We start from the raw sequence: 21,246 nt of genomic DNA on the forward strand, positions 1-21,246 counted from the left end.
GTTGTTTTGCCGAAACGGGCGGGCTTGTTTTTGTTCTGATTTTGTTTGCCGGCACAGGAAGCTATGCAGGGGAGCGAGACCGAAAGCCGTAGAGGCCCTCTCTCCGGTGCAGAACGTTTCAGAAGCCCAGAAAGATACCGTTCTTCAAAGCTGCATCATACTTCTTCTTTTCAAACTTATACAGGTAAGGAGACCGGTGTGCGCCGATGCTTCGTATTTCATCCAGTTTCTTTATGATCCCGCTCGACATTAGTTTCCTGGTGAAGTTCCTGTTGTCAAGGGTTTTACCCAAAATGGTCTCATACAGGCTGTGGATCTCGGGAAGGGTGAACTTCCGGGGCAGGAGCTCATAACCGATAGGGTAGTGGTAAATATCGCGGCGCAGGGCCTTCAGTGCTTCTTCAATGATCAGGGCGTGATCAAACATCATGGGCGGTAACTGGGCAACCGGCCACCACTCAAGGGCCTCATCAAAGGGCCCTTTCTGTACGCTTACCAATGAGAATTCCGTGAGCGTATAAAAGGCGATGGATACACTATAATCGAGGATCCAGGAATCAGGGGGCGGCTGCACACCTGCATTTTCAAAACTCTTTTTAATGGCCAGCCAGTCTTCTTTCGTCCTGGAAGGATTACCAAAAGATCTGAACTGCTCCAGGAAAAGGTCCTTCAGCCCCGTTCTCAGAAATGCAATATTATGCGCTGCCTCCTCAACGGACTCTGTTTTTCGCACGTATCCACCCGCTACGGTCCATTTCTGCTGATAATTAGGCCTTTGAAGCAGTACTTTCAGTTCCCTGTCATGGTAACCGAAAATGACATTATCGACCGCCACATGCTTTACATATAGTTGCTCATCGAAATAAGAAGCGTCTAACGCTGTAGTATCCATATCATGCCTTTGGTGCGTTAAAAAGAAGATGGCTTATCCGGTTCATTGCCAGGTGTTTAGATAGATTGTCCCTCCCCAAAGTTATGTATTCTGTCAATTTGACGAAATAAATTTTGCTGATTAACAAACTCCCCTTAGCTTTATTCCGTCATTTATACGTTATGAAAAGTGCTTGTTCAACAGATCAGTATTGAACAGCAGTGCAGCTATTGCCAACTGCTCTGATATTGATGACCGCTATGTAAACCGGTGCTTAACCCAGTCAATGACAGCAATATCCGCATTTAACCATCACCACAAAATATCAATATCATGGCCAGGAAAGATCTATCGGCTTTTGTTCTGTTATTAGCTATTTTGACCTTTGGGCCGGGTTATACCCATGCTCAGTCGCTTCGTGTGCTTGTGTTTTCCAAAACCGAGGGTTTCAGGCATGCTTCCATCATAGCCGGCAGGGAGGCTATTTCAAAAATGGCGGCGGAGAAAAACTTCGCTGTGGATTTTACGGAAGATGCTTCCCTTTTTAAGACATCGAATTTGAAACGTTACAACGCGGTTGTATTTCTTAGTACCACAGGTGATGTGTTGAACGATGCGCAGCAGCAGGAATTCGAAAGGTACATACAGGCCGGCGGTGGTTTTGTTGGTATCCATGCTGCTACAGATTGCGAATATGACTGGCCATGGTATGGAAGACTGGCAGGCGCCTGGTTCCTTGATCATCCTATGCCCAACAACATTCAGAAAGGTAAATTCTATGTGGCCGATAAGAACAGCTTTGCTACCAGGGAGATGCCTGACACCTTTGAACGCACAGATGAATTTTACAGCTTTAAGCAGATAGATCCAACCATACATGTGCTGGTCAAGCTCGATGAGAAGAGCTATACAGGTGGTAAGAATGGCGACAACCATCCTATGAGCTGGTACCACGATTTTGATGGCGGCCGTTCGTTTTATACCAATATGGGGCACACCGATGAAACGTTCAAAGAGCCGCTGTTCTTAAAGCATTTGTACGCCGGCCTGGAATATGCCATGAGCGCCAAAGCTCCTGTTACGCTGGATTATTCAAAAGCCAGGCCGGAGGAGAACAGGTTTACCAAGGTAGTGCTGGCGGAGAAACTGAATGAGCCCATGGAAATTACGGTGCTGAATGACGGACGTATATTGTTCATCGAGCGGCATGGCGCTGTAAAGCTCTATAACACTAAAACAAAACAACTGAAAACCATTGCCACGATCCCTGTAAGCACAAAGTACAAAGACAGGGAAGGCAAGGAGTCTGAAGCGGAAGATGGCTTACTGGGATTGAACAAAGACCCTGATTTCGCTTCAAATCATTGGATATATCTATACTATTCCGACCCGCTAAAATCGCAGAATGTACTCACCAGGTACACACTCAATGGCGATGTGCTTGATCTGAAATCTAAAAAGGTATTGCTTGAAGTGGCCACGCAACGTGAACAGTGCTGTCATACCGGTGGTTCAATAAGCTGGGATGGTCAGGGTAACCTGTATTTGTCTACAGGAGATAATACCAGTCCGCGGGCAACCGCCTATGCTCCCATCGATGAACGTGAATTGAGATCGCCCTGGGATGCACAGAAGTCTTCTGCCAATACGAACGATCTGAGAGGGAAGATCATTCGTATTAAACCACTGACAGATGGTTCATATGCTATACCCGAGGGGAACCTTTTCCCGAAAGGCACACCGAAGACACGCCCGGAAATTTATGTTATGGGCGACAGAAACCCATTCAGAATTGAAGTCGATAAAAGATCCGGTTTTGTATACTGGGGAGAAATAGGGCCCGATGCCAACGATGCTGATCCGGTGAAAGGCCCCGCAGGACAGGACGAAATAAACCAGGCAAGAAAGCCCGGAAATTTTGGCTGGCCTTACTTCGTGGGCGATAACATTGCCTATCCGAAAATTGACTTCACTTCCGACGCGGCCAGCGGCAAATTTGATGCAGCAAGACCTGTCAATACATCGCCCAACAATACCGGCCTGAAAGAATTGCCACCGGCACAGAAAGCATTCATATGGTACCCTTATGGCGCTTCCAAAGACTTTCCGCTGGTAGGTAGCGGTGGCAGAAGCGCAATGGCGGGCCCTGTTTTCTATAGTGAAGATTTCAGGAAAGCGCCACGTGCCTTTCCTAAATACTATGACGGAAAATTGCTGATATACGAATGGATGAGAGGATGGATCATGGCAGTAACGCTCGACAAAGAAGGTAACTATGTGTCCATGGAAAGGTTTATGCCGGGCTATAAGTTCAGTAACCCGATGGATATGGAGTTTGCCGACAATGGCGATCTGTATATGCTGGAATATGGTTCCGGTTGGTTCTCTGCCAATGATGACGCAAGGCTGATCCGTATTGAATACAATGGTGGCAACAGAAAGCCGGTGATCCGGATGTCTGCCGATAAACCAGGTGGCGCTATTCCACTACAGGTGAACCTGACTGCCAACGAAACCGCAGACCCGGATGGAGATACGCTTCAGTATACATGGAAGATCACGTCTAAGAACGGTTATGCAAAAACAATTGCGGGGCCGGAAGCAACGCTTACTTTTTCAAAACCAGGTCTATATAAGGCCAGTCTGACGGTATCTGACAACAAGGGAGGAGTATCCACACAATCAATTGAACTAACAGCAGGCAATGAAGCGCCCGATGTCCGGTTTGACATTGGCAAAAACAATAAAAGCTTTTTCATCCGCGATAAGACATACAACTATAAAGTGGAAGTGAAAGACAAGGAAGATGGGGCCCTGGGCAGTGCTAAAGTAAAACCGGCAGATGTATTTGTTAACATCGCCTATGTTGCATCCGGGCAGGATATGCCTGTTGCAGAAGCGGGGCATAAAATGCCGGCTGCTTCGGCAGGTTCGGCCAAAGGCTTGAAATTACTGAATGCCAGCGATTGCCGGTCCTGTCACAGCGATTATAAGAAATCCATTGGACCAGCTTACTATGCGGTATCTAAAAAATACCAGGGCAATAGCACTATGCTTGAAAAACTTGTGAAGAAAACGATAGCAGGCGGTAAGGGCGTATGGGGCGATGTACCCATGCCGGCACATCCGCAGCTGTCTGCAGATGATGCTGCCGAAATGATCAGGTACATTCTCAGCTTATCAACACCGAAACCCGTTAATAAATCACTGCCTGTAGCAGGCGCTTACGCCGCAAAGATACCGGCGGGCGATAAAGGCGACGGCGCTTTTGTGTTCAATGCCACCTATACCGATAAGGGCAGCAATGGTTTACCCGGTATAACATCGGTAGATTCTATCATCTTGCGCAACCCGGTTATTAATCCTACCAAATACGATATAGTAAAGGATGCCACGAAGATGAGCTACGGTGGCAACAATTTTATTATTCCATCGCAGTCGGGCAGTTATATCAGTTTAAAGCATATTGATCTGACCGGCATCACAGGCATAGAATTTATTGCTATGGCGCCGAAAGCACAGTTAAATGCTGCAGGCGGTATCATAGAGCTGCACATGGACGATCCGAATGGTAAATTGCTGGGGCAAACACCGTTCATCGGCGATGTACAGGGCGGTTCCCTGTTCAGTGGCAAGCCTGTGCTCTTACCTGTGTCAGCTACAGAAGGGTTCCACGATATCTATCTTGTATTTAAGAATAAAGATGCAGCAGCGGGAACTTCTCTGATGGTAGTACTGAATACCACTTTCAAGATGGCAGAATAAAAAAAGAGCGATCGTATACAGGCAAGGTAGCCATTCATATAGGCCGCCTTGCCTGTATCATTTTTACTTTTTAGCCTTCTCCGGAATGAGTACAGGGCTTCCTTCGGATCCTACAAAGAATACCACCAGTTTGGCTTCCTTCGTCTTGCTCAGATTCCTGGTCTGATTATGCAGTCCGCCTGGTTCTTCCCAGAAAACCTCTCCTTGTTTGTAAACGTGTTTCTCTCCTTCAAATGTCGATTCTATTTCGCCTTCCAGCACATATCCGACAGTTGCCATCGGATGCCTGTGTGCATTTGACACTTCACCCGGTGCAAATCTTACCAGTACTACCTTGGCTTCATCTTTCTTAAGATCGGCAGGGAGCTGTTTTGTGAAAAGCACCTTAGGCGGATATGTTGTTACTTCCCCGCCATGTTCCTGGTGTTGTGCTTTTGTACCGAATGCGAATGCAGTGAGTAACACTGTAAGACTGAAAACAAACTTTTTCATAATAATGAGTTTAATAAAATAATAGCCACTTCCCGGCCTGATACTGTACAGGTTTGGATACCTGGTTTTGTTATCGTTATACTATCGGTGATCATCAGCGGATAAGCAGGCTACTGGTACCTTCGGAAATATGCTTAAAGGTTGGCAATTTATATGCCTGTGCCAGCATACCTGCTTGGAACAACAGATGCAGGATTAGATTGCGCCTTTTGTGAACGGCCATGGTGGTTGATTTGGCAGGATCTGGGATAAGACCGTTTTAGACAGTACAGGGGCTATTACATACGCTGATACACAGGAAATCTTCCACTGTATATCGTGAAATCCCGAGCCTTTTCACTGATAGTCGTGAAGAGGCCAGATCCCGTTTCCGAAATGCATCCGGTAGAACGGCGGCGTTTATTCTATTCAGGAAATGAGTGACTGTTTTCGAACCGTGCTACGCACTCCGTCAGGAGTGCCCGTGTTTGTAGCCCCGGGTGATAACCCGGGGGACGGAAACACAACGGAACGCGACGGAAACATGACGAAAACGCGACGGAACGCAACGGAACGCGACGGAAACACAACGGAACACGACGGAATGCAACGCAAACACGACGGAAATGGAAATGTGAAAAAAATCAGGCCCGGAATACGGTTAATAAAAAAGGCCGGAGTATGATGACTCCGACCTTTCGGGTAATATACCCGGCAACAGCTAATGTATTGTATGTTTACATTTGTTGCTTATAGATACCAAACGTGTGAATGGCGGGACATGCCTTGCCGGCAGTGATCCGCAGTCTTACATATGAGGCGGTTACAGGTTTGAACTTAAGCAGCCATTTGTAACCAATAGACTGCTTTCCGGTTGCCTCAGGAATAGGAAGCCAGTTTTTACCATTCTTTGAATATTCTACAGACCATCCGGTGGTACGATGTCCTAACTCAATTACTTCCTGTATCATCAGCACGTCAAATGTTTTTGCAGTGCCAAGGTTGAAAGTGATGGTATCGGTCCTGGCATCATCTGTTGCTGCATAATAGGTGCTCTCAAGACGATCTGTCATATTAGAGGGCTTATAAATGCCACCGCGTGGATGAAGCGTCTTAACACTTGCACCACTGGCCAGATTGGTCTTAAAAGTACCACGGATCATCGCTCCCAGGCTATCGCTTCTTTTCGCGTCAACAGGAGAGATCAGCCCTTCCTTATTAGGCGGATAGTTCAGCAACAGTACACTGTTCCGGCCTACTGAATTAAAGTAAATGTCCCAGAGTTCGGCAACCGTCTTTACACGGGTATCTTCTTCGGGGTGATAGAACCAGCTTGGACGAATGGATACATCCACTTCCGCCGGCACGTAGGCAGTTCCGTCCAGCTCCCCATGATTCAATGCCGCGATATTGTCTGCCTCATTTTTGATAGACGATAAATTGATCGTTGACCAGCAGGGATCACCGGATATGCCCGATTCATTACCCATCCAGCGACAATCAGCAAAGGCATTCGAGTTCTTTGTGCCAAACACAACGCAATTGGGTTGTAAACGGCGAACGGAATCTGCCCATCGTGTATAGTAGGCAGTAGTAAGTTTGTCGGCGCCTGCACCGTCCCACCATATTTCCCAGATGGGGCCATAATTCCTTAACAGCTCTGACAACTGATCGGCGTAGTAATCACTGTAGTCGTCTGTGCCATACCTGGAATCATGCCTGTCGTGCGGCCCGAGATATATCCCTGCTTTGATACCGGCAGATTTACAGGCATCGGTAAACTCCCTGACTACGTCTCCCTTGCCATCTTTCCAGGGACTGTTCTTCACTGAATAATTGGTGTGTGCTGTTGGCCAGTTGCAAAAGCCATCTGCATGTTTCGCTACAAAAATAGCGCTCGTAATACCGGCACTTTTAAGTACGCTTGTCCATTGCCTACAATCTAATGCAGTCGGATTGAACAATCGCGGGCTCGCTGTACCATCGCCCTCATTGTCATTGGTAAAAGTATTCATACCAAAATGAAAGAAGGCGATCATTTCCCGGTGGTACCATTCTATCTGCCTGGCATTGGGAACAGGGCCTACCGGAGCCGGCGCCGTCTGTGCATTCACCCGGAAGGGCAGGAAAGCACTGATAGCTGACATGAGCACAAGGGGTGTGGTGAATTGTGATATGATCTTCCTGAAATTCATATGACGGTGATCTTTGAAGGAGTTCGTAATGAGGCAGCTGCATCATATGTAGATTGCGTCATTACAAAACATCCGGTGATTTTAAAATAGTATTGATTCCTTTCCTTGTTTACTTACCCTGCAGGGGCGTATACGGTTGTATGCTGAATGATAATGTTGCCGGTTTAAAAGGAATATAGTATTGTGGTAATGGAACAGGACCACAGCTGGCGTTACCCAGTCCCATCTGCGCCTTATCAAGACTTAGAATGGTTTCCGCCCTCCTGTGCAACTCGTACAGGTGCGGCGCCGCCCACAGGTCCTGGTCGGTATAATGCAGTGCCGTAAAGCTCAGCTGATCATCTGCTGTAAAGAGGATGCCTTTATCATCTGCATTGGTAAGTTTCACCCAGCGAACATCTTCGCGGTTGGCCATTCCCTGCGGACGTTCATATTGTTCCAGCATATCGTCTACCGTACGCTGATATTGTCCGATGTCGGCAGCCGTTTTCCTGTCTGCATAGTTTTCGAAAGGCCCGCGGCCATACCACTCCACATTTTCCAGTCCGGGGTTCAATGTCATACGTAATCCCAGGCGGGGAATAGGCAAGCCGCTGGTATCTGGTGTAAAGTCAGCTTTCACCTGCACCAGGCCATTGCCATAGATGGTATACTTCATTTGTATAAGTACCTTGAAGCCGGAGCGTGTAGCGGCAGTAGTTGCGGTTGTCACCCCGACCGACTTGCTATCGGTCTGTTTTACAGCAAAGCTGTTCAGGGTATATTGCAGGCTATCATAACCGGCCTGCATCCATTCTATGGCAGGGCCTCTTTCCTTTGTACGGTCATTGTCCAGTCTTGCGCGGTAGAGATTAAATACAGGCCCGTTCTGCGTGCCCTTAATGATTACCTGGTCGCCATACTGCAGGGCACTGATATTGCCGGTAGATTTATCGAATGCAATGGAATAACCTTTACCGTTTATTTCTACGCTTGTACCATTTTGCTGGAGGTCTGCATCAGGGAGCTCCGCTATATTGAGCGCCGCTACAGGTGGGGTATTGAAGGGCATCTTCATTTGTTCGTGCGCTACCTCGGTACCTTGTTTTGCCCACAATGCATCTTCACGTAAGCGGAACGCTACCCGTAGCCAATATTCAGCGCCTGGTGTTAATACGGGCTGTTGAAAGGGAATGGTAACAATGGTAGAATCGTTGGGCGACAAATGCACCGGTGCTAATGTACCTGATTGTATCACCCTGCCATTTTCAGAGAGGCTCCAGGTACAATCGAAGGCATCGAGGTTGAGGAAATCATATTTATTCCTGATGGCAACACGGCCTGTTTGTCCATCTGCCATGCTGATCTTCACATACTGGTATACTTTCCTGACATCTTCCATTTTAGGGGTGAACTTCCTGTCTGAAGTAGTGAGCCCTTTAATGCTGAAAGTACCGTCATTGGGCTTGTCGCCGAAGTCGCCGCCATAGGCAATGAATGTTTTGCCGCTTGTATCGCCGGGAATCCGTTTATTGACGCCCTGGTCCACCCATTCCCAGATGCAGCCGCCAATGAGGCGTTTATGCGATTCAATGGCCTCCCAGTACTCCAGCAGGTTACCTCCCGAATTGCCCATTACATGTTCATATTCGCACATAAAGAATGGTTTGGAGGATGTCTTTTCTCCCTCAGCTATCAGCGTATTCACGGATGGATACATGGTAGATTCTATGTCAGCTATGTCGTTATATCCTTCGTAGTGGATAGGCCGGGAACTGTCTATAGCCCGTATAGCTGCTTTACCTGCTACAAAGTTCTCACCTCCCCAGGATTCATTGCCCATAGACCAGATAATGACGGAAGGATGGTTCTTGTCCCTTTCTACCAGGCGTACCTGCCTGTCGACGTATGCTTTTTTCCATCTGGGATCTTTCGTCAGCTGATCGCCCATGCCATGTGTTTCCAGGTTTGCTTCATCTACCACATACAAACCATATTCATCGCAGAGCTGGTACCACAGCGGATCATTCGGGTAGTGGCAGGTACGTACGGTATTGATGTTGCATTGTTTCATGAGCGTAATGTCCCGTATCATGGTAGCTCTTGGCACTGCTTTACCATAAGCGGGGTGTACTTCATGGCGGTTTACGCCTTTCAGCAATACCGGTTCACCATTCACCCAGAGACGGCTGTCTTTTATCTCTACTTTCCTGAAGCCAAATTTCGATGAAAGCGTTTCCAGCACCTGACCCTGTTTATCTTTCAAAGTCAGCAGGACGGTATAAAGATGCGGTGTTTCGGCCGACCATAACGCAGGCTGCCGGATGTCGGCCCGGAGTGTATATGCCTGCGCCGATGCGCTTTTCATTGTGGCTACCGGCTGCTGGATGCTACTGTACAATTTACCGGCAGGGTCGTATATATCAACGCTGACAGTGGCTGCAGCTGCGCTGCCATCATTCTTTATATCTGTTTTGGCATAGAAGACGGCCGATTTAAAATCTGCCGCCAGGTCTGATTGCAGGAAATAATCCTGTATATGCAGCTTAGGTTTCGCGTAGAGGTATACGCTTCTGTGAATGCCGCTGAAGCGGAACATGTCCTGGTCTTCCAGGTAACTGCCATCACTCCACTTGTAGACTTCCACGGCTACCAGGTTCTTTCCGGGTTTGATGTATTTTGTAATATCGAATTCCGCCGGATTGAAACTGCTTTGGCTATAACCCACCTTTTGCCCGTTGATCCATACATACATGGCGCTGATAACACCATCAAAATGGATGAACACTTCTTTGCCATTCCAGTTGGCCGGAACTTCGAAATACCTGCGGTAAGATCCTACAGGATTGGGCTCTTTTGCCGTTGTCCAGTCGGCAGGCACAGCCCCCATCACACGGGGCGGATCCACTTTAAAAGGATATTCAATGTTGGTATAAACAGGCGTACCGTAGCCCTGCATTTCCATATTGGAAGGTACAGGGATCGTTGTCCACTGTGTGGCGTCAAAATCCGTTTTGTAAAAATCGAGCGGCCTTTCGGAGGGTTGTTTTACCCAATGAAATTGCCAGGTGCCATCCAGGGTAGCATACCAGGGTGATGCTGCCGGTACATCTTTCATTGCCTGTTCTTTACTGGCATAAGGAATGCAGATGGTACGGGCTGCTTCCTTGTTAATGCCTAAGACCTGTTCGTTCTCCCAGTCATTACTTTGCGCATGGATAGTGGCATGGCCTGCTGCCAGCAGGCATGCTGTAATACCTAATGTTTTGAGACCCATTTCCTGTTTTTATATTTACAATTAATATTGCTCAATAGTACTACCACTCCACACGAGACCGCTGCCAGCCGATGCATATTGCTACGAATGGCCCCGGCAGCAGCCCCGTGCTTGTGGCAGGACTCTAACAACAACTACTTATTTCCCGGATTCGCTTTCACCACACGCAGAACTTCCGATACCGGCTGCGATGAGCAGCGTAGATACAAGGGTTTTCTTCATGTGCGTTTAGGTTTTAAAATATTTGTACTTCTGCAATGTTGGTACTGGATGTAGCGTATACTTTTGTTACGGTTATCTTCACATACCGCGCTTCTTTTAATGTAGAAACAAAGTATCTGTACCAGGGTTGGCCGGCATCGTGGGGAATGTCCCTGATACTGGCCACATCATCCCAGGTAACATTATCAGCGCTTACGGCAACGGTAATATCCTGTGGTTGTCCATGTCCTTCCGTTTGCCAGTCGCCTTCAAAATAACGGTCCATAATGCCAATGCCATGTACTGGTTTCACTTCTCCCATATCAATGATGATATAGTGAGGAGGCCCCGGCTCACCGCCAGACCATTTAGAGTTCCAGAAGGTGCCGGGATCGCCGTCAATAGCGGCTTTAGCGAGGCCGTTACCACCGCCTTCCGCTGGTTCTTCTGTAGAGAAACCGGCAATGCTCCAGCCACTTTCATCGTAAGGTTGCATACTTGCCAGGTCAGCAGTACCATTTACGACGAAGTAAGTGGTTTGCTGGTAGCCGCTTCCTGCTGCCCCGCTGATGCTTTCTATGCTTACGGGGATCATATAGTCCTGGAAGGGATTGATCCGGTCCTTGGCTATTATTTTAAGCGCCAGGTTGCCGGTACTGGCAGCGCCTTTCGCGATGGTGGCGCTGGCCTGCAGTTCGTAGCTGCCGGCGGGCAGTAAAGGGTAACTGGTACCGTTGTCTTCATTGAACTTCGCTACCAGGGAGGTGTCTGCCATGAAATGTACTGTTATCTCATTGCCGGCGTTGATACCCGATACGGTGGCATAGTCGGTACCTGTCAGTACAGCGCTGTAAGAGACTACAAAAGGCGTATCTGCAATGGAAAATTCCTTTTTAACAATACCTTTTCCTGCTTCGGGCATGTAGACTGTTTCAGCAGCATGATCATCTTTTTTGCATGCGCTGATGCAGGCAATAGCCAAAAGGAATGTATATATGTGAAGAGCTGAATGCTTTCTTTTCATGACTGTGTTTTTATGTACGATTAATACCCTGGATTCTGTCCGTTCACCCATGCATCCTTACCGCCATTCTGTGCCCGGATCTTATAATTCCGGTCCAGCACATTCTGCGGAATGGGCATCTGGTACATTTTGGGAAGGAATAAACGGTTACTCACATTTGTGCGCGTGTACACCAGCGTACCATTATTGGAGGTGATGACCATACCCACCTCAGGGCGGTTCAACACCCCTGGTGTGCCATCGGCCATCTTATCAGCGATCTTCCAACGCAGTACATCCCACCAGCGTTTGTCTTCAAAGGCCAGTTCCACACGGCGTTCACGGCGAATGATCTCCCGCATTTTGTCTTTATTGACGCTACCGTATGTAGCCTCTACTGTGGGCAGGTTATTATTGCGCGTACGTACTTTGTTCACAGCTGTCAGCACATCGGAAGTAGGGCCGTTCACTTCATTTTCGGCTTCTGCAAAACTGAGCAGCACCTCTGCATAACGGAAGAACATGTAGTTCTGATAGGAGGTGCTGTTGGCCCTGTTATCACTTCCGACGATACTTTCATCCAGTCTTTTGCAGGCATAATAACCGGTATGCGTAACATCGCTGCTATAACCCAGGTCTATTTCATTTTCTGTACTCCGTCCAAGGCCTGCTATTGTCCGGATAGTATCACCCTGCCAGGGAGAGCCGTTAAAAAGGACGGTCTGGTAGAAGCGCTTTTCCCTGTTCGCATAAGGGTTCTGCGGATTATAACCGGAACCTGCTTCACCGATGGCCTTTCCGTTAGCCATAGAGAATTCATCTACCAGTTCCTGCGTAGGCTGGAAATTGCCCCATGCCACTTCGGTGCCGTTGACGATGGTAGGGCCTTCCTTACCTTCCAGCTGTCCGCCTTTTCCGGGCATATATTGTCTGGCGAAGATGGATTCAAGGCTATTGTTAGCTGTTTTCAGGAATAAGTTGCGGAAGTCAGGATAGAGGTCATACACGCCGAGGTCTATTACCGCCTTGTTTGTTGCTGCTGCTTTTTTCCATCTCTCCAGGTCGCCTCCGGGACTGGCGGCGCTACCAGAATTGCGCAGGGGACTGGCTTCAAAAAGCTCGCACCATCCTTTCAGGGTGAGTGCCGCTCCTTTGGTAGGCCTGCCGGGTTCCGACTGACTGGCCGGTAAGATGGTAGCTATTTCCGCCAGTTCATTCGTAATAAACTGGAAGGTGGCTTCTTCCGTACTTCTTGGTACATAGATACTGTCGCCCTGTGTAATGTTATCCAGCGTTCTTGTAATAACAGGTACACCGCCATAGGCCATCCACAGCCAGTGATAGAACATAGCGCGGAGGAAACGTGCCTCAGCGATCCTTTTGATTTTATAGTCGTCGGGCAGCCCCGATGCCGTTACTTTTTCTATGAACAGGTTACATTTCCTGATCTTCTCGTAGTTGCCGGTCCTGCCGTCGTTGTTGTCTGTCTTTCCCCAGTACCACATGTCCCAGGGGCCGCGGGGCAGATTGGAAGGCGTGACATTGGCAACCCGTATATTGGCATATCCCTGCATCCAGGTAACCCCTACGTCAGAGTTGTCGGTATATTGGTCCAGGTGTTCCGTTTCATTGTTCATGTCGGGAAGCTGGTTGTACACATCATTCAGGAACAGGTCTGCATTGGCGGGCGATGCCCATACAATATCATCGCCTACGCGATCTCTTGGTGATATTTCCAGGGAGTTTTTATTACAGGCTGTTAGCGCTACACCCAGAAGGGCAATAAGGCAGCTTTGTTTTATGGTGATCATTTTTCTTTCAGTTTTGTTTAGAAGGTGACATTCAGACCTACTGAGGTGGTTTGTTGCTGGAAGTAATATTGTCCGTTGGAAGAGCGCGCTTCCGGATCAATCTTCTCTTTCATATGCGGTGTCCACGTCCACAGGTTTTGTCCGGCAGCATATACACGCAGCTGTTGTATGCCTACCCTTTTAGTAAGTCTTGAAGGCAGGGAATAGCCCAGTTCAGCACTTCTCAGTTTGATATAGGAAGCATCTCTTACCCACCAGGAAGAAAACCTGGTGTTATAATCTTTTGGCTGTGTGCTGACACGCGGATACAGGGCATTGGTATTGGCAGGGGTCCAGTGATCATTGTAATACAGTTCACTGGCAGAGCCCTGCTGATCGAAGGGGAATACCAGGTTACCGCCTACAGGAAGACTGATCTGGGTAGCCGCCTGCAGCAGCAGGTTGAGGTCAAATCCTTTCCATGACAAAGCAGGAGAGAGGCCAAAGATCATCTGTGGAGTACCGTTTGGCCTGCCGATCACTGTCTGGTCATTGTCGTCGATAATACCATCTGGTTTACCGGAAGGGCCACTCAGGTCTGCATATTTCAGATCGCCGGGATGTACCGGCGCATCGGGAATGGAAGCAACACCTGTTTTCAGGGAACCATCTGAGTTAAAGTCTGCCGGCGTAAAATAGCCAAGTGCTTTCAATCCGAATTGTGTGCCATTGGAACGTCCTGTCTGGCGGCGGTTAGGATTGTTGTAGGTGGCATCTGTTTCAAATACCTGCAGCAGTTTATTCTGTGCATAAGTGAAGTTGCCGTTCAGGTCCAGTCGCAGGCCATTGGTAAAGGTATGCGTGGTACCCACAGCTATTTCAAATCCGTGGTTACTCATTACAGCTGCATTCTGTTCTGTGAGGCCCACGCCATATTCCGCCGGTACGGTAACCGTAGGAGGCACCAGCATGTTGGAGCGTTTTTCGTAGAAGTAGTCGGCTGTTACTGTAAGTTTACCTTTCCACAGCGATGCATCTATTCCCACATCAGATTTTTTAGCTCTTTCCCAGGTAATGGAAGTATTGGCCTGCAATACCTCGCTGATACCTGCTGTTAGCTTTCCGTCGAGTACAGCAGCATTGTTGTAGATGGAATAGCCTGTGAGATATTGGAAAGGGCCGCCGGCCAGGTTGCCGGATTCGCCATAAGATGCTCGCAGCTTCAGTGCGTCTACCCAGGTCACATTATCTTTCATGAAATTTTCGCGGGCCATATTCCAGCCCAGTGAATAGGCGGGGAAGAAGCCGTATTTGTGACCGGGCGCAAAGTAATAGTGGCCATCATATCTGCCGGATACTTCTGCCAGGTATTTACCATCGTAGTTATAACTCAGGCGGTATACATAACCTATCTGTCTTTGCTGTGATGATGAGCCACCATTGGACAGCTCTCCCTGTGCAGTACCACCACGATCCAGTTCATCGATATCTATAGGATAATTGATCCTGCCACCGGAGAGATCCCAGTATTTCTGCGTGCGCGATTCCAGTACGCCCAGGAAAGTAACATCGTTTTTACCAAAGGTGTTATGGTAGTTAAGATAGCCCTGGTAGGTGAACGATTTATTCTGACTGGTGCCCAGGTTCAGTGTTGGTTTCGAAGGACCGATATAAGTCGGGTTGAAGGTGTAGGGCGTTGTTGTAAAATCTGCGCTGTAAGTCAGAATAGGTGTCTTCCATGTTTTAGAATAGGTATTGTAGGGATCATAACTGGCCACACCTTTGATGCTGAGGCCTTTTATGAAGGGCAATTGCTGTTCAATGCTGAAGGTGGTCATGATCTGTGTATTCTCGTTACGGGAATACCCGCTGTGTGCAATAGTACCTACCAGTGAATTGGTGATATAGCTGCCCCACAGGCCGTTGGAATAATAGATGGCGGAGGTGGGCGGTGTTCTGAAGGCCTGGTACATGATGCCTCCGCCAGCAGAAGCGTAACGGTTATTGGGATCGCCGCTGCCGGGATCTGAATATCCGGAGTAGGTCTGATCTTCTACCCAGCCGCTGAGCGAAAGCGATACCCGGGTATATTTAGTTGCTTCAATGTCCAGGTTGGCCAGTGCATTGTATTTTTTAAGGTTGGTAGTAGAGAACTGTCCTTCCTGGCTGGTATAGCCTAAAGCAGCGAAATATTTCACCTTTTCAGTGCCTCCGGATAATTGCAGGTTGTGATTGGTCAGTATGGCATTACGCTGGATCACATCCCGCAATCCGCGGCTGTTGGGATACCTGTCGCGGTCTGCATCTGCTGCGCCATCTACGGTTTTTTTGTATCCTGCTATTTGTGCATCTGTGAAAGAGAGTGCGAAATTATCATTCCTGTTGGCTTCATTGGCCAGTAATGCATACTGGTAGGAGTTAACCATGCGGGGCATCCTGGTAGGATTCTGAAAACCTGCATAACCGTTGTAGGAGAGAACAGGAGCGCCCGTCTTTCCTTTTTTGGTGGTGACCAGGATAACGCCATTGGCGCCGGCAAGGCCATAGGGCGCCACGGCAGCAGCATCCTTTAATATTGTAATGCTTTCAATAGTGGCGGGGTCCAGTCTTGAAAAGTCTCTGTATATGCCGTCTACGACCAGCAGCGGGTTGGCATTACCAAGGGTGGAAGTACCCCTGATCCGAATCCTTGAACCATCCAGTCCAGGTTCACCGCTTCCCTGGTCGGCAATAAGACCAGGCATACGACCCACGAGGTTGTTGGTCATATTCACCACGGGTTTCTGTGCGAAGTCTTTTCCTTTCACTGCAGATACTGCCGCTATGCTGGTAGCTTTCAGCTGCGTGCCATAACCCACTACGATTATTTCACCAAGCGCGGTCGTATTTTCTTCCAGTTGTACATTGATGGTGGCACGTCCGGCTACAGGTACTTCTTTGGTGTTATAACCGATAAAAGAGAAAACCAGGGTACTTTGTTCGTCAGCCACGCGGATGGAGAATTTCCCTTCCTGGTCTGTATTGGTGCCGTTGGCGGCTCCTTTTAAGCGGATGCTGACACCCGGTAGTTTTTCACCCTTTGCAGAAGTGACGGTGCCCGTCACGACCAGCTCCTGTAGCAGCTGTGGTGTTTTCTCCGGTACAGGTACCGGTATAACGGGAATGATGAAGATGTAATGATCTTTCTGTTGATAGGTAAGACCAGTGCCTGACAGCAGGAGGTCCAGCGTAGACGCTACCGTACGGGTAGATGCGGGAAGCTGGAGATGTGTGAACCTGCTTACTTCGGCTTTCCTGTAGCCGAAGCGGAAACTGGTCTTTTGTTCGATCTCCTTTAATGCGGTCTCCAGGCTTTTCCCTGAAAGGCCCATTGAAATGGTAGTTTCGCGGATGTCCTGACCGCTTGTTTTTGCTGCTACAAGCATGTTACAGCAGATGAATAGTATTGCCAATACTAACGTGGAGCATCTCATAATCCAAATGACGGTTTTGAGCGGGACAGAACGTTCATAAGGAGGGAACGTGGAGCCCTGACTTACAAAAAAATGCATAGATTTGTTTGGTTTTAATCGGTTTGAACGCTGGTTTAAAATCTACCTGATTGCAGGTACTTGCCTGTACCTGTAATTATCCTTTATTGCCGCTGTGGTTGCCTCCGCAGCGGTTTTTTCTTTCCGGTATCTGCCTGTACCTGTATTTATCTTTTATTATCGTTGTGGTTGCCGCTGCGACTGTTTTTATGGCCGATGTTGATGGTATCTCCTTCAATGTGGTAACTGAAGCCATTCAGGCGGCTGATCATGTCCATCACTTCCTCTATGTTTTCGCCATGCAGGAAGGAGAAGGAAAAACGGGATCTTTTCAGTTCGGGATCGGCGAATACGATAGCTACATTATACCATTTGCCTATGGTAACTGCGGCTTCTTCCATCGTTACGTTGTCCAGTATTAACTCGCCCTTTGTCCATGCCACCATATTGCCAGCTATGGTGTCTCTCAGGGCTACCCGTTTATTCTGGTGATCATATTCCAGGAGCTGGTTGGCTACTACTACTCCCAGCGCGGTATTGCCTTCCGCTACGCTTACTTTACCGTTTACTACTGCCACTGTCAGTTGCTGCGCATAGGCCTGAATATTAAAAGCGGTTCCCAGCACTTTGGTGGTCACATTGCCGGTATGCACCAGGAAGGGCTGATTGTCGCGGTGGGTTACATCAAAATACCCCTCGCCGCTGAGGAACAATTCCCGTGTGCTGCCTGTAAAACTGGCCGGATAGCGAAGCTTACTGCCGCCTTTCAGCCAGACGATGGAACCGTCGGCTAACCTGACCTGCAGCCGCCGGCCTGCAGGGACTGACAATTCTTTATAAGCAAGGGGGGCGGTGCCGGAAGGCGTAAACCAAAGGTAGGCGCCAGCCCCGGTGGCCAGCAGCAGTACGATCGCTGCTGCGTAGCTTAACCAGCGGCGTTTCTTATGTATAGGTTGTTGGACAAAACGCGCATTTTCTGTGATCTGCTGATATAATGCATCCGATTCATCGGGCCTTAATTGCTGTGCAGGGCTAAGCTCTGCCCACATCCGATCTATGGCCGACTGGAGTGCAGGATTTTCTGTTGCCTCCTCCAGGCAGCGCATCAGTTCATCATAATCGTCCGCATTGATATTATTGTTGACCAGGTAGCCGAGCAGTTGATATATACGTTCCTCATTCACGTGGATTACATTTTATATGTCCTAAAAAAGGTGATATAGTGCAATACACGCGAGCCTGCCCGATCGGGTAGTCAGTTTTAAAAAAAATTAATAAAAAAGGGTCAGGAAGAAAACCGGCAGGAGGATCTCGGTCTTGTCAAAGCAGGCACGCAGGGTCTTTAAGGCGCCTGTCAGGTGGTATTTTACGGTATGTACGGATATTTGCATCCGGGCGGCAATTTCTTCATAGGTAAGCCCCTCGAATCTGCTTAGCCGGAAAACCATTTGCTGCTGGAGGGGCAGGGTATTTAACACCTGGGAGGTGATGCGTTCCAGGTCGGCGCTGAGAATGGCTTCTTCAGTGTCATTATGCTCGGGGTGCATGGTCAGCCATAGCTTCTTACGGGCAGCCTGTGAGGTGGCTGTTTGCCGTAACATGTTCAAAGTCACCCTTCTCGCGATGGTAAATAACCAGGGGGCCAGCGGATATTCACTGTTTAATTGTAAGCGGTGCTCCCAAAGCCGTAACAGGGTTTCCTGCACTACTTCCTTGCTCTGCTCCCTGTTTTTAAGGAACTGGTACGCTACACCATAAATCTTCTGGCTGTATTGGTCAAATACCACCCGGAATGCAGATTCATCTCCATCCCGCAGACGGATGATCAGATCCCAATCCAAAGATTTTACTACACTTGTCACTAACCAGGTAATTAATTTAGAAAAACGTGGTATTACTCCCCCAGAATAAAGCTGATGAGTGTAAGGTATGGAAATTAATGCTATGAATATAGCCCTTAAGCGGTTATTTTTAGTAATATATAGGCTCACCGGGCATCCTGGCTACTGGCAGCAGTGGACCAGTACCTGCTTGAGCAGCATCTGACCTTGCCGGCTGAAGTGCGTTCTGTGTCATCGCTGTGGAAGGGGAGCGGGCTCCTTAGATTGGGATATGGATGAACATTCATCTGTTTCAAAAAAATTTCAGACCTTTGCACTTCCATTATAAAACTCTAACAATGAAACACAGGTTTCTGATGACCTTCATTTATTAGGCGGTAGTATTTTTCGCCGGCTTTTGCTGTCGTAGCCCGCTCTGACCATATTATTTCCGGCAATCTCCCGGGAAGAACCCTATTATTAACCTTTTCATTAGCCATACAATGCCTAATCCATATATCGCTTTATTGCGGACAGCATATCATTATGCGCGCCAGGAAAGAAAGAAATACATACTCGTATACGCATTATTCATTCTTGCGAATATGGTCTATTCCATGAACCCCATTCTTTTTGGATGGTTTATCGGGAAGATCCAGCAGGATACGCAGCGGGTTTTGCACTACACATTCCTTTACGCTATTAGTTACTTCTTAATGAAGCTTGTGGAATGGTTCTTCCACGGGCCTGCACGTGTCATGGAGCGGCAACTGGCTTTCAACCTCAGCCGTAACTTCCTGATGGAGCGCTACCACCAGGCCCTGCACCTGCCTATAAAATGGCACCAGGACCATCACAGTGGTTCCACCATCAACCGTATCCGCAAGGCCTATGAGGCCCTGAAGGAATTTTTCGATAAAGGATTTATGTACATCCATGCACTGGGGAAGTTTATGTTTTCTGTCGTTGCCATGTTGTATTTCTCTCCGCTGTTCGGCAGTATAGGTATCCTGCTGGGCTTTGTCACCATCTGGGTGATCATGAAATTCGACAAGCCTTTCATCAAAACGCTCGATGAGGTAAATGAGAAGGAGCATGTAGTGTCTTCAACACTGTTCGACAGCCTGTCAAATATCATGACAGTGATCACACTTCGCCTGGAAAAAAGCATGGAGAGCGGATTGCTGAGTAAAGTACAGCTGATTGCGCGGCCGTTCCGGAAGAATGCTGCGATCAACGAATGGAAGTGGTTTGCGGCCGAGATGTTAGTGACCCTCATTTATGTGGTTGTTGCGGCGGGATATGTGTACCAGCACTGGGAATCGGGTACGGTATTTCCTGTAGCCGGACTGATTACCCTGCTGGGTTTTGTTACACAGTTCACTACGGTGTTCCATGACGTAGCCTGGCAATACACGGAGATCGTGCAGTTCAATACCCATGTAGAAACGGCCCGTAATATTGAGAAGGCTTACAAGGAACAGCATCGTCCCGATCAACTCACTGATTTGCCCGATAACTGGCAGACCATTGAGATCAGGAACCTTCATTTCTCGCACCGTGATCAATACGACAGTGAGCATGCCCCGCAAAGCCTGCATAACCTGCACCTTACTATCGGCAAGGGAAAGAAGATTGCCCTGATCGGTGAAAGCGGCAGCGGAAAAAGTACCCTGCTGTCTTTGTTGAGAGGTTTGTATACGCCCCAGCCAGGCATAGAATTGCAGGTAGATGGTAAGTCCTTCGGACTGGCCACTATCAACGAAACCGTCACCTTATTCCCGCAGGAGCCGGAGATATTTGAAAACACCATTGCCTACAATATCACACTTGGTCTTCCTTTTACAGATGATGAAATAATGGCCGTTAGTGAAAGTGCCCATTTCACAGATGTGATCCATCATCTCCCGAAAGGGCTGGAATCGGACATACGGGAAAAAGGCGTAAACCTCTCTGGTGGCCAGAAGCAAAGATTGGCGCTGGCCAGGGGTATTCTCGCCGCCCGTGAAAGCGAAATTGTCCTGCTGGATGAACCTACCAGCAGTGTAGACCCGAAAACAGAAGCAATGATCTACCAGAAGATGTTCACTGCTTTCAAAGACAAGGCGCTTATTTCCTCTATGCACCGCCTGCACCTCCTGTATCAGTTCGATTACATTTATGTGCTCAGGCAGGGTAGTATTGTGGCAGAAGGGACCTTTGAACACCTGCGTGAGCACAGTGCTATTTTCCAGGAACTATGGAAACACCAGAAAGATGCAGGTAAATAATTAAATGACCTTGCCCGGCCCCGTAAGGATGAATTTCACCTTTCTTACGGGGCCTGAGCGCCGTCATGTACAAT

The 21,246-nt window shown here is 48.3% G+C and carries 11 protein-coding genes; 2 read left to right on the plus strand and 9 right to left on the minus strand.

From position 1 onward, the window contains the following. Nucleotides 1-118: 118 nt before the first annotated feature. A complete protein-coding gene (locus MYF79_RS13225; protein WP_247814344.1) occupies nt 119-892 on the minus strand; it encodes an NUDIX hydrolase in 774 nt (257 codons plus the stop codon). 312 nt (nt 893-1,204) lie between these two features. Between MYF79_RS13225 and MYF79_RS13230 the strand changes: the two genes are divergently transcribed. After that, complete coding sequence (locus tag MYF79_RS13230; RefSeq protein WP_247814345.1) at nt 1,205-4,636, plus strand: ThuA domain-containing protein; 3,432 nt, start codon at nt 1,205-1,207, stop codon at nt 4,634-4,636. Nucleotides 4,637-4,699: 63 nt separating this feature from the next. Here MYF79_RS13230 and MYF79_RS13235 read toward each other — a convergent pair whose 3' ends face one another. From MYF79_RS13235 to MYF79_RS13270, 8 genes are all read right to left on the minus strand, one after another. After that, nucleotides 4,700-5,128 carry a cupin domain-containing protein gene (locus MYF79_RS13235; RefSeq protein WP_247814346.1) on the minus strand — a complete coding sequence of 143 codons (429 nt, stop codon included), beginning with the start codon at nt 5,126-5,128 and terminating at the stop codon, nt 4,700-4,702. A gap of 716 nt (nt 5,129-5,844) precedes the next feature. Further along, nucleotides 5,845-7,302 carry an alpha-L-fucosidase gene (locus MYF79_RS13240; RefSeq protein WP_247814348.1) on the minus strand — a complete coding sequence of 486 codons (1,458 nt, stop codon included), beginning with the start codon at nt 7,300-7,302 and terminating at the stop codon, nt 5,845-5,847. Nucleotides 7,303-7,411: 109 nt separating this feature from the next. After that, nucleotides 7,412-10,558: a glycoside hydrolase family 2 TIM barrel-domain containing protein gene (locus MYF79_RS13245; protein WP_247814350.1), complete on the minus strand. Its 3,147-nt coding sequence runs from the start codon at nt 10,556-10,558 to the stop codon at nt 7,412-7,414. Between the two features lie 235 nt (nt 10,559-10,793). Next, complete coding sequence (locus MYF79_RS13250; RefSeq protein ID WP_247814352.1) at nt 10,794-11,783, minus strand: BT_3987 domain-containing protein; 990 nt, start codon at nt 11,781-11,783, stop codon at nt 10,794-10,796. Between the two features lie 20 nt (nt 11,784-11,803). Continuing rightward, nucleotides 11,804-13,573, minus strand: a complete 1,770-nt coding sequence (locus MYF79_RS13255) for a RagB/SusD family nutrient uptake outer membrane protein (protein ID WP_247814353.1) — start codon at nt 13,571-13,573, stop codon at nt 11,804-11,806. 17 nt (nt 13,574-13,590) lie between these two features. Beyond that, complete coding sequence (locus MYF79_RS13260) at nt 13,591-16,977, minus strand: SusC/RagA family TonB-linked outer membrane protein (RefSeq protein WP_247814355.1); 3,387 nt, start codon at nt 16,975-16,977, stop codon at nt 13,591-13,593. A gap of 272 nt (nt 16,978-17,249) precedes the next feature. Further along, nucleotides 17,250-18,266, minus strand: a complete 1,017-nt coding sequence (locus MYF79_RS13265) for a FecR family protein (RefSeq protein WP_247814357.1) — start codon at nt 18,264-18,266, stop codon at nt 17,250-17,252. Between the two features lie 87 nt (nt 18,267-18,353). Next, entirely contained in the window at nt 18,354-18,944 is a 591-nt protein-coding gene (locus tag MYF79_RS13270) for an RNA polymerase sigma factor (protein ID WP_247814359.1), read from the minus strand. A gap of 461 nt (nt 18,945-19,405) precedes the next feature. Between MYF79_RS13270 and MYF79_RS13275 the strand changes: the two genes are divergently transcribed. Then, nucleotides 19,406-21,172 (plus strand): ABC transporter ATP-binding protein, encoded by a 1,767-nt coding sequence (locus tag MYF79_RS13275; protein ID WP_247814361.1) that lies wholly within the window; start codon nt 19,406-19,408, stop codon nt 21,170-21,172. Nucleotides 21,173-21,246: the final 74 nt, after the last annotated feature.

The organism is Chitinophaga filiformis (genome assembly GCF_023100805.1).
GTDB classification, from domain to species: Bacteria; Bacteroidota; Bacteroidia; order Chitinophagales; family Chitinophagaceae; genus Chitinophaga; species Chitinophaga filiformis_B.

Bases quoted from the DNA above. Each gene is read 5' to 3' on its own strand.
- MYF79_RS13250 (WP_247814352.1), bottom strand. From the start codon at position 11,783: ATGAAAAGAAAGCATTCAGCTCTTCACATATATACATTCCTTTTGGCT.
- MYF79_RS13255 (WP_247814353.1), bottom strand. From the start codon at position 13,573: ATGATCACCATAAAACAAAGCTGCCTTATTGCCCTTCTGGGTGTAGCG.
- MYF79_RS13245 (WP_247814350.1), bottom strand. From the start codon at position 10,558: ATGGGTCTCAAAACATTAGGTATTACAGCATGCCTGCTGGCAGCAGGC.
- MYF79_RS13240 (WP_247814348.1), bottom strand. From the start codon at position 7,302: ATGAATTTCAGGAAGATCATATCACAATTCACCACACCCCTTGTGCTC.
- MYF79_RS13235 (WP_247814346.1), bottom strand. From the start codon at position 5,128: ATGAAAAAGTTTGTTTTCAGTCTTACAGTGTTACTCACTGCATTCGCA.
- MYF79_RS13260 (WP_247814355.1), bottom strand. From the start codon at position 16,977: ATGCTTGTAGCAGCAAAAACAAGCGGTCAGGACATCCGCGAAACTACC.
- MYF79_RS13230 (WP_247814345.1), top strand. From the start codon at position 1,205: ATGGCCAGGAAAGATCTATCGGCTTTTGTTCTGTTATTAGCTATTTTG.
- MYF79_RS13225 (WP_247814344.1), bottom strand. From the start codon at position 892: ATGGATACTACAGCGTTAGACGCTTCTTATTTCGATGAGCAACTATAT.
- MYF79_RS13275 (WP_247814361.1), top strand. From the start codon at position 19,406: ATGCCTAATCCATATATCGCTTTATTGCGGACAGCATATCATTATGCG.